11 protein-coding genes are annotated in these 12048 nt (G+C 73.5%); 7 read left to right on the top strand and 4 right to left on the bottom strand.

Features of this window, described 5'->3' with window-relative positions:
• The first annotated feature begins 54 nt into the window (after positions 1-54).
• The 6 genes from FB157_RS36335 to FB157_RS36310 all read left to right on the top strand — a co-directional run bounded on the left by FB157_RS36335 (position 55) and on the right by FB157_RS36310 (position 6303).
• Entirely contained in the window at positions 55-558 is a 504-nt protein-coding gene (locus tag FB157_RS36335; RefSeq protein ID WP_094219622.1) for an Lrp/AsnC family transcriptional regulator, read from the top strand.
• Positions 559-591: 33 nt separating this feature from the next.
• Complete coding sequence (locus FB157_RS36330; RefSeq protein ID WP_145884985.1) at positions 592-2283, top strand: DUF885 domain-containing protein; 1692 nt, start codon at positions 592-594, stop codon at positions 2281-2283.
• Positions 2284-2561: 278 nt separating this feature from the next.
• Positions 2562-3239, top strand: coding sequence for a hypothetical protein (locus FB157_RS36325; protein ID WP_145884984.1), 678 nt, complete (start codon positions 2562-2564; stop codon positions 3237-3239).
• Positions 3240-3396: 157 nt separating this feature from the next.
• Positions 3397-3639: a ferredoxin gene (locus FB157_RS36320; protein ID WP_145884983.1), complete on the top strand. Its 243-nt coding sequence runs from the start codon at positions 3397-3399 to the stop codon at positions 3637-3639.
• Positions 3629-5017 (top strand): NAD(P)/FAD-dependent oxidoreductase, encoded by a 1389-nt coding sequence (locus FB157_RS36315; RefSeq protein ID WP_145884982.1) that lies wholly within the window; start codon positions 3629-3631, stop codon positions 5015-5017. Before FB157_RS36320 ends, FB157_RS36315 begins: the two co-directional genes overlap by 11 nt.
• A gap of 56 nt (positions 5018-5073) precedes the next feature.
• Complete coding sequence (locus tag FB157_RS36310) at positions 5074-6303, top strand: cytochrome P450 (RefSeq protein WP_145884981.1); 1230 nt, start codon at positions 5074-5076, stop codon at positions 6301-6303.
• Between the two features lie 18 nt (positions 6304-6321).
• On the opposite strand, the gene FB157_RS36305 is transcribed toward FB157_RS36310, so the two are convergent.
• Together FB157_RS36305 and FB157_RS36300 are read right to left on the bottom strand one after the other, a co-directional pair.
• Complete coding sequence (locus FB157_RS36305) at positions 6322-6837, bottom strand: immunity 21 family protein (protein WP_145884980.1); 516 nt, start codon at positions 6835-6837, stop codon at positions 6322-6324.
• A 23-nt stretch (positions 6838-6860) separates the two neighbouring features.
• Positions 6861-7334, bottom strand: coding sequence for a rhodanese-like domain-containing protein (locus FB157_RS36300; RefSeq protein WP_145884979.1), 474 nt, complete (start codon positions 7332-7334; stop codon positions 6861-6863).
• 94 nt (positions 7335-7428) lie between these two features.
• Between FB157_RS36300 and FB157_RS36295 the strand changes: the two genes are divergently transcribed.
• Positions 7429-7875: an Lrp/AsnC family transcriptional regulator gene (locus FB157_RS36295; protein ID WP_145884978.1), complete on the top strand. Its 447-nt coding sequence runs from the start codon at positions 7429-7431 to the stop codon at positions 7873-7875.
• Positions 7876-7878: 3 nt separating this feature from the next.
• Here the strand turns inward: FB157_RS36295 and FB157_RS36290 are convergent, their stop codons facing one another.
• The gene (locus FB157_RS36290; RefSeq protein ID WP_145884977.1) at positions 7879-10869 is read right to left on the bottom strand and encodes an AAA family ATPase; all 2991 of its coding nucleotides are present in this window, start codon (positions 10867-10869) and stop codon (positions 7879-7881) included.
• Positions 10866-12029 (bottom strand): exonuclease SbcCD subunit D, encoded by a 1164-nt coding sequence (locus FB157_RS36285; protein WP_145884976.1) that lies wholly within the window; start codon positions 12027-12029, stop codon positions 10866-10868. Before FB157_RS36285 ends, FB157_RS36290 begins: the two co-directional genes overlap by 4 nt.
• Positions 12030-12048 lie beyond the last annotated feature (19 nt).

Below are 12048 nucleotides of genomic sequence, written 5' to 3'. Positions count from 1 at the left end.
AAGGTTGAACACAGGACGGGCCACAGGAATCGAACACCGTGCTACGTTCGGCCAATGGCTGAATCCGTCGTACTGGATCCGGTGGATCTTCACCTGCTGCGGCTGCTGCAGAACGACGCCCGGACCACCTACCGCGATCTCGCCGCGCAGGTGGGCGTGGCGCCGTCGACCTGTCTGGACCGGGTGACCCGGCTGCGCCGTGCGGGCGTGATCCTCGGCCACCAGCTGCGGCTGGATCCGGCGAAGCTGGGGCGCGGTCTTGAGGCTCTGCTGTCGGTGCAGGTGCGGCCGCACCGGCGGGAGCTGGTCGGGCCGTTCGTGGAGCGGATCCGGGCGCTGCCGGAGTCACGCACGGTGTTCCATCTGACCGGGCCCGACGACTATCTGGTGCATGTGGCCGTGGCGGACATGGCCGATTTGCAGCGGCTGGTGCTGGACGAGTTCACGGCGCACCGCGAAGTGGCCCGGGTGGAGACCCGGTTGATCTTCCAGCAGTGGGACTGCGGGCCGCTGCTGCCTCCGGCCACGCCCAGAGCGGAATCACGAATACCTGGGTGACGCAGGCATAGTCCCCGTACGAGGATGGGCGGCATGTCTGAGATCCAGAGCCCGCTGCCCCGCCAGGTCGCCGACGCCTACGTGGACGACCTCATCGCCCTCGACCCGGTCACCGGTACCTACCTCGGTGTGAAGGAGAGTTCGAGCAGGCTGCCCGACTACTCGCCGCGGGGCCGGGAGGCTCTCGCGGAGCTGGCCCGGACCACCCTCGCCCGGCTCGACGAGGCGGAGCGGCGCCCCGGCGCCGACAGTGACGTCGAGCGTCGCTGCGGGCGGCTCCTGCGCGAGCGGCTGACCGCCGACCTGGCCGTGCACGAGGCCGACGAGCACCTGCGCGAGGTCGGCAACCTGAGCACGCCGGGCCACTCGGTGCGTGAGGTCTTCACGGTCATGCCGACGCAGACGGAGGAGGACTGGGCGGCGATCGCCGAGCGGCTGCGTGCCGTGCCGGGGGCGTTCGCGGGCTATCGGGAGTCCCTGGCGCTCGGTCTGGAGCGCAAGCTGTACGCGGCGCCACGGCCGACCGCGACGTTCGTCGAGCAGCTCACCGAGTGGTCGGACACCGACGGCAAGGGCCTGGGCTGGTTCGAGGACTTCGCCTCCGCCGGTCCGGACACGCTGCGCGCGGAGCTGGACGAGGCGGCCCGCGCGGCGAGCGCCGCCGTGGTGGAGCTGCGGGACTGGATGCGGGACGTGTACGCGCCGGCCGTCGAGGGCGCCCCGGACACGGTGGGCCGCGAGCGCTACGCGCGCTGGTCCCGCTACTTCAACGGCACCGACCTGGACCTGGACGAGGCGTACGCGTACGGCTGGTCGGAGTTCCACCGCATCCTCGGCGAGATGCGGCAGGAGGCGGAGAAGATCCTGCCCGGTGCGGACACCCCGTGGGCGGCGCTCGCGCACCTGGACGAGCACGGCCGGCACATCGAGGGTGTCGACGAGGTCCGGGAGTGGCTGCAGGGCCTGATGGACAAGGCCATCGAGGATCTGGACGGCACCCACTTCGACCTCGCCGAGCGGGTGCGGAAGGTGGAGTCCTGCATCGCCCCGCCCGGCGGTGCCGCGGCCCCGTACTACACGCCCCCGACGGAGGACTTCTCGCGTCCCGGGCGGACCTGGCTGCCGACCATGGGGCAGACCCGGTTCCCGGTCTACGACCTGGTGTCGACCTGGTACCACGAGGGCGTGCCAGGGCATCACCTGCAGCTCGCGCAGTGGGCGCACGTCGCCGAGGACCTCTCCCGCTACCAGGCCACGGTCGGCGGGGTCAGCGCCAACGCGGAGGGCTGGGCGCTGTACGCGGAGCGGCTGATGGACGAGCTGGGCTACCTCACCGACCCGGAGGAGCGGCTCGGCTACCTGGACGCGCAGATGATGCGGGCGGCCCGGGTGATCGTCGACATCGGCATGCACCTGGAGCTGGAGATCCCGGCGGACTCCCCGTTCCACCCCGGTGAGCGCTGGACGCCGGAGCTGGCCCAGGAGTTCTTCGGGGCGCACAGCAGCCGGCCCGCGGACTTCGTGGAGAGCGAGCTGACCCGGTACCTGACGATTCCGGGCCAGGCGATCGGCTACAAGCTCGGCGAGCGGGCGTGGCTGCTGGGCCGTGAGAAGGCCCGTGAGCGGCACGGCGACGCCTTCGACCTGAAGGCCTGGCACATGGCGGCCCTGTCGCAGGGTTCGCTGGGCCTGGACGACCTGCTGGACGAGCTGTCCCAGCTCTGACCCGTCCGGGTCTCGACACCTGGAGCCGGCTTCGGAGTTGATCACCTCGCCGGGGCCCCGGCCCGGCTCTTCGGGCCCGCCCCGGCGTCCGGCGGGGAACATCGCGGCGTGCGGCGCATGGTGACGCGGCTGAACGCTCACGCCGTACGCGGCCGGGTCCCGGGCGGTGGACCGCACCCCGTTCGGCCGTACGGCCGTACGGCCGTGCCCGGGTGGCGGACCCCGTGGTGAGACGGCTTGCTGGTGGCGAGAGGCGAGTCGGAGGAGGCGGGCCGGGTATGCAGGGGAAGGGGCCGGGGCAGGAGGCGATGGAGACCCCGCGCGCCGCGGGGCTGGCCGGAGTGGTGTTCGCGCTGCTGCTGGCGGCGGCGATCGTGCTGATCCGGCTGGCCATTCCCGAGGGGGCCGACGCGGCCGACGTCCAGGGGTTCACGGACTCGGCTCGGCGCACCGCGGTGCGGATCGCACTCGCGCTCGTGCCGTTCGCCGGCATCTTCTTCCTGTGGTTCGTCGGCGCCGTCCGGGCCCACGTCGGGGCCGTCGAGGACAAGTTCCTCGCGACCGTCTTCCTCGGCAGCGGACTGGTCTTCACCGCCACGATGTTCGCCGCCGCCGCGGCGGCCGGCTCCGTAATGGCCCTCGCGCACTCCCCGGGAGCCAGCCCCGCGCTGCCCACCTGGGACTTCGGCCGCCACCTCGCGTACTTGCTGATCACGGGGTACGCGATGCGGATGGCGGCCGTGTTCGTGTGCTCCATGTCGGTGATCGGGCATCGCCTCGGCGTGCTCCCGCGCTGGCTCTCGGTGCTGGGCTTCCTGACCGCCCTGGTCCTGCTCTTCGTCTCGTCGAACGTCCCCTGGGCCGAACTGGTCTTCCCCGCCTGGTCGCTGGTGCTCAGCGTCCACATCATCGTGGCGAGCGGTCGCACCGGGTCGCGTCGCACGGCGTCCGCGTGACGCCGCGAGGTCCTTCACTCGAACGGCGTGCCTGAGCGCGCGGGGTCCCCCGCGCCGCTCGCATGCTGGCGAGCGGGGACATGACCGCCGTCCGGAGGCGTCCGCGCGGAACGTGGTGGCGCGCACCGGGCCTGGCCACCTGAAGGACGGAGCGTCCATGAGGCTCGTCGTCGATCTCAACAAGTGTCAGGGCTACGCGCAGTGCGCGTTCCTCGCGCCCGACGTCTTCGCCATGCACGGCGAGGAGGCGCTGATCTACAACCCACGGGCGCAGGAGGAACAGCGGGAGCGACTGGCCCGTGCCGTCGCCGCCTGCCCGGTGCAGGCGATCACGGCCGACGGGCTGGACGGCACGGGTGCGGACGACGGCTCCGGCCGGGAGGCGCCCGATGGTCACTGACTACGTGGACTGGCTCAGGCGCGAGGGCCGGATCGTGATCGTGGGCGCCTCGCTGGCCGGCCTGCGGGCCGCCGAGACGCTGCGCGCCGAGGGCTTCGCCGGTGAACTCACCCTGATCGGTGACGAGCCGTACGATCCCTACGACCGGCCGCCGCTGTCCAAGAGCGTCCTGCTCGGCAGGGCTGACCCGCTCCACACCGAACTGCCCCGGCGCCGCGAGATCGACGCGAAGTGGCGCCTCGGTGTGCCGGCGGCGGGGCTCGACATGACCGTGAAGCGGGTGCGGCTGGCCGACGGGGACGAGGTCGAGTACGACCGCCTGCTGATCGCGACCGGTGTGCGCGCCCGGCCCTGGCCGAAGGAGTCGGAGGCGCAACTGGACGGCGTCCTCCTGCTGCGGACCCGGAACGACGCGGCCGCCCTGTACCGGCGGCTGAAGGCCGGTCCGCACCGCGTCCTCATCATCGGCGCCGGGTTCTCCGGGTCCGAGATCGCCTCGGCCTGCCGGGAGATGGGCCTCGCGGTCACCGTGGCGGAGCGCGCGGGCGCGCCCCTGGTGGGAGCCCTCGGCGGGGTGATCGGCGGGGTGTCGGCGGAGCTGTACCACGAGAACGGTGTCGACCTGCGCACCGGTGTCATGGTCACCGGCCTGGAGGGCGACTCGGTGGGCCGGGTGAAGGCCGCCCATCTGTCCGACGAGAGCGTCGTCGAGACGGACCTCGTGGTCGTCTCGCTCGGCTCGACGCGCAACACCGAGTGGCTGACCGGGTCGGGGCTCGGCGCGGGTCCCCGGGGCATCGCCTGTGACGCGGGCTGCCGCGCCTTCGACTTCCGGGGCATCGTCACCGACGACGTCTTCGTCGCGGGCGACGTGGCCCGGTCCCCGCACGCGCTGTTCGGCTACCAGTTCCTCTCCCTGGAACACTGGGGCAACGCCGTCGCGCAGGCCGAGATCGCCGCGCACAACATGATCAGCCCCAGCAGCGACCGCCGCCCGCACCTGTGGGTGCCCGCGTTCTGGTCGTCGCAGTTCGGCGTGAACATCAAGTCCGTCGGCGTCCCGCCCATGGGCGAACAGATCATGATCACGCAGGGCTCCCTGGCGGATCGCCGTTTCGTCGGCGTGTACGGCTACCAGGGCCGCGTCATCGCCGCCGTGAGCTTCGACAACACCCGGTGGCTCGAGTTCTACCAGCGGGAGATCGAGCGCGGCGCGCCGTTCCCGGTGGAGTACCCGACGGTCGACCGACGCCCCGAGGGCCGCCAGCCGGTCCCGGCCGACTTCCCCGACCCGTCGCTGCCGACCCACGGCCCGGGCGTGACCCTCAGCGGCTACTCACCGACCGACCGGCAGCTCGTCTTCACCCCGGCCCACTGACCCGGCGCCCGGACTCCGCTCCCGCTCCCGGGACCTTCACGCCCCAAGGACTCCGCATGACGCACGCCCCGCTCCTGCGCCAGATCACCGACTTCGCGAACCGCGCCAACCCGTATCCGCTGTACGAGGAGCTCCGCAAGACGCCGGTGCTGCACGAGGAGGAGGACGGTCCGTACGTCATCAGCTCGTACTGGGACATCAAGAACCTGCTCCACGACCCGCGGATCAGCTCCGACGCGGCCAACCTCACCGCCCCGGGCGACGACGAGCTGTCCGGACCGGAGGCGACGGGGCTGCCGCCGAGCTTCATCCGGCTCGACCCGCCGGAGCACGACCGGCTGCGGCGGATCGCCAACAGCTCCTTCGGACCGCCGCACCGGCCCACCCGGGTCGACTCGATGCGCGGCGAACTCGCCCGGATCGTCACCGGCCTGATCGACGGGTTCGGGGACGCACGGCAGATCGACGTGGTCGACCAGTTCGCGTACCCCTTCCCGGTGACCGTGATCTGCCGGCTGCTGGGCGTACCGCGCGAGGACGAGCCCCGCTTCCGTTCCTGGGTGGACCCGATCGTCGCCGGTCTGGACCCCGACACCCGCACGAGCGCCGAGTCCCTGAAGACCGCGCAGGAGGCCCGGCTGCAGCTCGGCATGTACCTGAACGGGCTGGTGGAGAAGCGCGCCAGGGAACCGCACGACGACATGCTGTCCGACCTGGTGAACAGCCGCGGTCCGGACGGCGCGATGACCACGATGGAAGTGCTGAGCACGGCGGTGCTGCTGCTCATCGCCGGTCACGAGACGACCGTCAACCTGATCACCAACGGCATGCTCACACTGCTGCGGTTCCCGCAGTACCTCCAGCGGCTGCGTGACGACCCGGGCCTGTCCGTGAAGATCGTCGAGGAACTCCTGCGCTACGAACCGCCGGTGCAGCTCGTGCCGCAGCGCACCTGCATCACCGACATCGAGGTGCGCGGCGTCACCATCCCCAAGGGCTCGCGGATCTGGCTGGTCCTCGGCGCGGGCAACCGGGACCCGGAGCGCTTCCCCGACCCCGACCGGTTCGACCCGGACCGCGAGGACATCCAGCACCTCGGCTTCGGCAGTGGCATCCACAGCTGCTTCGGCGCCCCGCTGGCCCGGCTGGAGGCCCAGATCGCGCTGGCCGAACTGGCCCGGCGGCTCGACAATCCCCAGCTGGTCGAGGACCCGCCGCCCTACCGCCCGAACGCCGTGCTGCGCGGCCCGCGCCACCTCGGCATCACCTTCGACGGCCTGCGGTGACGGCAGGGGCGGCCCGGTTCAGTCCGCGAGCCGTCTGAGCTGGACGAGGCCGACCCAGGTCTCGGGGCCGGGCTGGGTGTAGGCGGCGCGCACCGCGTACGCGCCCGGTTCCAGCGCGACGCGCAGGTGCTCCTCGCCCTGGGCCGCGCCGCCCGGCCATGCCGAGTCGAACAGCACCACGGGGCCGGGCACGTTCCAGCGGACCTCGTGTTCCCACACGGCCGCGTCGAGAGCGCCGGGGATCTGGGCCAGCAGCTCGCTCTCGGAGTTCGCGGCGGACCAGCGCACGAAGGTGCCGTGGTCGGGCAGGTACGAGGTGGAGGCGGGTTCGTCGCCGAGGACGAGAGCGGTGCTGTCGCCGACCGGGAGCAGGCCGACCTGGCCGTCGACCTCGCACGCGCGGTCGTAGTCCGTGGCGAGCTCCTCGCTGTCGGCGCCCGCCCAGAACGGCAGCACCGTCTCCGGTACGGCTATCAGCGGGCCGCCGCCCGACTCCACCCACTCCAGTGCGCCTGGATCCGCGTATCGAGCCATGCGCAGAACCTACACGGCGGGTGTCAGCAGCCGCACTCGCCGTCCACGGGTGCCGTCAGCGGGTCGGCGTCCCGGCGCGCCGGCCCCTGCCAGGTCTCGTAGGCGAAGCCCTCCCGCGCCCAGTACTCGAAGCCGCCGAGCATCTCCTTGACCCGGTAGCCGAGTTCGGCCAGGGCGAGGGCGGCGCGGGTGGCGCCGTTGCAGCCGGGGCCCCAGCAGTACGTCACCACGGGCACGGACTTGTCGAGGAGCTGCTCGGCCTGCTCGGGGATGAGCGCGGTGGGCAGGTGGACGGCGCCGGGGACGTGCCCCTGGTCCCAGGACTCGGTGGAGCGGGTGTCGATCACGACGAAGCCGGGGTCGCCGTCGGCCGCGAGCGCGGCGGCCACGTCGGAGACGTCGGCGTGGAAGGCGAGGGCGGCCCGGAAGTGGGCGGCGGCCTCGGCGGGGGCGGCGGGGGCGACCCGCAGGACGGGGTTCACGGAGTTGGTGATCATGGCCAGAAATCTATGGCGCCAGGCCGGGCGCCTGAAGTGGTGATCCCCGGGCTTCCCCTTGATCGGCCGGGGTTTTCCCTGCTATCCATCCGGGATGACCGTGTATTCCCCGGACGCCACCGACTGGCGCATCCTCGAGGTCCTCCAGCGGGAGGGCCGGGCCAGCTACGCGGAGCTGGCGCGCGCCGTCTCCATGTCGCCGAGCGCGGTCACCGAACGGGTGCGCCGGCTGGAGGAGGCCGGTGTCATCCAGGGGTACGCGGCGGTCGTGGACCCCGAGCGTCTCGGCCTCCCGATCCTCGCGTTCGTCCGGCTCCGCTACCCGAACGGCAACTACAAGCCCTTCCACGACCTGGTGGCGGTGACCCCGGAGATCCTGGAGGCCCACCATGTGACCGGCGACGACTGCTTCGTCATCAAGGTCGCCGCGCGGTCGATGCCGCATCTGGAGGAGATATCCGGCCGGATCGGCGCGCTGGGTTCGGTGACCACGAGCGTCGTGTACTCCTCACCGCTGCCCCGGCGTCCGCTCGGCCGCTGACCGTCAGCCGCCCCGCTGCCGCAGCGAAGACCCCGACCTGCCCTTGACGACCTCCAACTGTGCGTGGATCCGGCGGCGCAGGTCGGCGACATGGCTGACGATGCCGACGCTGCGGTCGCGTTCGCGCAGCGAGTCGAGGACGTCCAGGACCTCGTCCAGGGTCTGGTCGTCGAGGCTGCCGAAGCCCTCGTCGATGAAGAGGGTGTCCAGGCGGACGCCCCCGGCCTCGTCGGTGACGACGTCGGCGAGGCCTAGGGCGAGGGCGAGGGAGGCGAAGAAGGTCTCGCCGCCGGACAGGGTGGCGGTGTCCCGCGCACGGCCGGTCCAGGCGTCCACGACGTGCAGCCCGAGGCCGCTGCGGCCGCGCCCGGTGCGGTCGTCGGAGTGGACGAGGGTGTAGCGGCCGGACGACATGCGCTGCAGCCGTACGGTCGCGGCGGCGGCGACCTGCTCCAGGCGGGCCGCCAGGACGTACGACTCCAGGCGCATCTTGCGTTCGTTGTCCGCGGAGGTGCCCGCCGTGAGCGCGGCCAGACGGGCCACCCGGTCGTACTCGGCGCGCAGCGGGGCGAGGGCGCGTACTCCGGCGGCGGCACGGGCGGAGAGCCGGTCCAGCTCGGTGCAGCAGCGGCCGGCCGCGTCCCGTGCGGAGGCGGCCGCGCGCAGCCGGCGTTCCGCCTCGGCCGCCGTCCGCTCCGCCGCGCCGAGGTCGGCGGGCGGCTGCTGCGCGGCGGCCGCGGTGTCGGCCTCGGCCAGTGCGGCGCGTACGGCCGCCTCCTCCGACTGCCAGGCGTCCAGGCGGTGTTGGAGGTCACGGTGGGCCGCGTCGTCCAGCAGCGCGGCGGCCGCGGCCTGCGGGGTCTCGAAGCCGGCGCGGTACGCGGCGTCGGCGAGGCGGGCGTCGGCGTCCTTGAGCCGCTGCGCGGCGTCCTGTGCGGCGCTCGCGGCGTGGGCGGCCTCGGTGAGCAGCGTCGCCTGCCGCTCCAGTTGCGCGGCGCGGGCGGCCACGCTGGTCGCGGCTCCGCGTGCCTGCGTCAACTCCTGCTCCAGGAGCGCCTGTTCGCGTTCCAGGGTCTCGCGCCGGGTGAGCCGGGAGGCGGCCCGTACGGCGGCTTCCTGACGGGCCTGAAGGCGCTGCTCGCGCTCGCGCTCGGCCTGGCGCAGCTCCTCCTGGGCGGCGTGCAGGGCGGAGGCGTCGCGGCGTGCGCGCGCATGGTCCCTCTCCAGCCGGTCGGCCTCGGCGGCGAGCTGTGCGGTGGGGGTGTCGCCGGCCTCGGCGGTGGCTGCGGCCAGGGCCTCGCGTACGACGCCGAGGCGTCGTTCGTCCTCGGTGTGCTGTTCCTCGGCGCGCCGGTGGGCGGCCTGGGCACGTTCCTCGGTCTCGCGGTCGACGTGTCCGGCGACCTTGCGGGCCGGGGCCGGGTGTGCGGTGGCTCCGCAGACGGCGCAGGGTTCGCCGTCGGTGAGGTGCGCGGCCAGCTCGGCGGCGATGCCGTTCAGGCGCTGTTCCTTGAGTTCCAGCCAGTGGGCTCGGGCGTCGAGGGCACCTTGTCCGGAGGCGAGGGCCCGGCGCTGCGCCTCCTCCAGGTCAGTTGCCAGCTCGTCCCTGGTGCGTGCGGCGTGCAGGCGCCGTCGTGCGGGTTCACGCTGGACGGCGAGCTGTTCGGCGCGGGTGGCCGCCTCCTGCGCGGACTCGGTGCGGGACTGGATGGCCGCGCGCGTGGCGTCCCACTCGGCGAGCCAGGCGTCGGCCTCGCGCAGGACGTCCTCGTCGGCGCGTTCCTGCCGGTCCAGCCCGGCCCGCTCCTCGACCAGTTCGGCGAGCCGCCGCTCGGCGCGCCGGGCCGACTCGAGACCGCCCAGCTCCTCGGCGGCGCGGCGGGCGGCGGCCGCGAGGCCCGCGGGGCCGGCGTCGGCGTAGGAGCCGGGAAGCGTACGGCGTGCTCGCGCCTCGGCCTCGGCGGCCCCGCCGTGCTCGGCCTCGGCGGCCTCCCGCAGCTCCAGCGCGGGCGCCACCGTCTCCGCCTTGCGGGCGCGCGCCATCCGCTCCTGCGCCTCCCGGTGGGCACCGGCCCGCTCCTGGAGGCGTTCGGCCCGCTGCCGGGCCTCGGCGAACCGGCCCTGGAGCCGGGCGAGTTCGCGTACGTCGTCCAGGGTGCGCTGTGCCTCGGCGCGGCGGGACTCGGCGGCGGCCAGGCGGCTGTGGGCGACGGTGAGGCGCTCCCGCACGGTGCTGCGGGCGACGGCCGCGGCACCGAGGACGGCCTCGGCCAGGCCGGGCTCGCCGGGGCTCAGTTCGGGCAGCTCCATCGCATCGCCCGCCGCCTGCTGCATGCGGTGCGCGTCGGCGAGGAGCGCCGCGTCGCCCTCCCGTACCCGCGCCTCGGTCGTGCGCCGGCGCTCCGCGAGCCGCTTCTCGACGTCGGCGAAACGCTGGGTGTCGAAGAGGCGGCCCAGGAGACGGCCGCGGGCCTCGGCGTCGGCGCGCAGGAAGCGGGCGAAGTCGCCCTGGGGCAGCAGGACGACCTGGCAGAACTGCTCGCGGCTCATGCCGAGCAGCTGGGTGATCTCCTCGCCGATCTCCTGGTGGGAGCGGCTGAGGTCCTTCCAGGCGCGGGCTGTGGCGTCGTACTCGCGCAGCCAGGTCTGGGCCTTGTCGACGGTGGTGCCCGTGCCGCGCAGCTTCTTCCGTTCCCACGGCGGCTGCCGGGTGATCTCCAGCCGGCGTCCGGCTACGGTGAGTTCGAGGCGGACCTCGGTGCGGGTGCCGGGCTCGGCGTGGTCGCTGCGCAGGTGCATGCCCTGGCCGCTCTGCCGGGCGCCGGGCACGGAGCCGTAGAGCGCGTAGCAGACGGCGTCCAGGACGGAGGTCTTGCCCGCGCCGGTGGGACCGTGCAGCAGGAAGAGCCCGGCGGCGGACAGTGCGTCGAAGTCGACGCTCCGGGCGCCGCCGAAGGGGCCGAAGGCGGTGATGTCGAGCCGGTGCAGCCTCACCGGGCCGCCTCCCGCACCGTGTCGTCGGCGCGCACCGCGTCGAAGGCCTCGCCGAGCACGGCCGCCTCCTGCTCGTCGGGCCCGGCGCCGCGCACATGGGCCACGAAGTCCTGGGCGATCTGCCGGTCACTGCGGCCGACCAGGCGCCGGGCGTACGACACGTCGGGGTCGCCCGGGCCCCGTTCCGGGTCGAAGGCCAGGCTGAGGGTGTGCGGGAAGCGCTCGGCGAGCCGGGCCATGGGGTCGGCGGGGCGGACCGCGTCGGTGAGGGTGGCCTCGACCCAGGCATCCTCGTGGCGGGCGAGGGCGGGGTCGGCGAGGAGGTCGTCCAGGGCGCCCCGGATGCGGGCCAGCGGGCGCGGCACCGGGCAGTCGAGCCGCTCGGCGGTGACCGAGCCGTCGGCGTCCAGGTCGACGAGCCACATGCTCTTGCGGTGGCCGGCCTCGGAGAAGGAGTACGCGAGCGGGGAGCCGGAGTAGCGCACGCGCTCGGTGATCGTCTGGCAGCCGTGCAGATGGCCGAGCGCCACGTAGTCGACGCCGTCGAAGACTCCGGCGGGTACGGCGGCGACTCCGCCGACGGTGATGTCCCGCTCGCTGTCGCTGGCCTGGCCGCCGGTGACGAAGGCATGGGCGAGGACGACGGAGCGGGTGCCCGGCGGGCGGCCGGCGAGGTCGGCGCGGACGCGGTCCATGGCGGCGCCGAGCACGGCCTCGTGGCCGGCCCTGTCCACCGCGAACTCGTCCTTGACCAGAGCCGGTTCGAGGTACGGCAGCCCGTAGAAGGCCACGTCGCCGTGGGCGTCGGCCAGCAGGACCGGGGTGCCGGCGGCGGACGGCTCGGTGCGCAGATGGATGCCTGCGCGGTCGATGAGTCCGGCGCCGACACCGAGGCGGCGGGCTGAATCGTGGTTGCCGGAGATCATCACCGTGGGCACGCCGAGGGCGGCGAGGCGGTGCAGGGCGTCGTCGAACAGCTCGACCGCGGCGAGCGGGGGTACCGCGCGGTCGTACACGTCTCCGGACACGACCACCGCGTCCACCGCGTGGCGGCGCACGGTGGTGACCAGGTGGCCGATGAAGTCGGCCTGGGCGCCGAGCATGCTCACCCGGTGGAAGGCCCGGCCGAGATGCCAGTCGGACGTGTGCAGCACTCTCACGAAACCGCTCCGGCCCGCA

It is taken from the genome of Streptomyces sp. BK340, from assembly GCF_007827595.1.
Classification (GTDB): domain Bacteria; phylum Actinomycetota; class Actinomycetes; order Streptomycetales; family Streptomycetaceae; genus Streptomyces.
The sequence above is the reverse complement of the archived record's forward strand: the minus strand, read 5'-3'. Positions and strand labels throughout refer to the sequence as shown.

What these genes read in the sequence shown, in the direction of transcription:
- FB157_RS36330 (WP_145884985.1), top strand. Translation starts at nt 592, where the DNA reads ATGTCTGAGATCCAGAGCCCGCTGCCCCGCCAGGTCGCCGACGCCTAC.
- FB157_RS36335 (WP_094219622.1), top strand. Translation starts at nt 55, where the DNA reads ATGGCTGAATCCGTCGTACTGGATCCGGTGGATCTTCACCTGCTGCGG.
- FB157_RS36320 (WP_145884983.1), top strand. Translation starts at nt 3,397, where the DNA reads ATGAGGCTCGTCGTCGATCTCAACAAGTGTCAGGGCTACGCGCAGTGC.
- FB157_RS36300 (WP_145884979.1), bottom strand. Translation starts at nt 7,334, where the DNA reads ATGATCACCAACTCCGTGAACCCCGTCCTGCGGGTCGCCCCCGCCGCC.
- FB157_RS36325 (WP_145884984.1), top strand. Translation starts at nt 2,562, where the DNA reads ATGCAGGGGAAGGGGCCGGGGCAGGAGGCGATGGAGACCCCGCGCGCC.
- FB157_RS36305 (WP_145884980.1), bottom strand. Translation starts at nt 6,837, where the DNA reads ATGGCTCGATACGCGGATCCAGGCGCACTGGAGTGGGTGGAGTCGGGC.
- FB157_RS36295 (WP_145884978.1), top strand. Translation starts at nt 7,429, where the DNA reads ATGACCGTGTATTCCCCGGACGCCACCGACTGGCGCATCCTCGAGGTC.
- FB157_RS36315 (WP_145884982.1), top strand. Translation starts at nt 3,629, where the DNA reads ATGGTCACTGACTACGTGGACTGGCTCAGGCGCGAGGGCCGGATCGTG.
- FB157_RS36310 (WP_145884981.1), top strand. Translation starts at nt 5,074, where the DNA reads ATGACGCACGCCCCGCTCCTGCGCCAGATCACCGACTTCGCGAACCGC.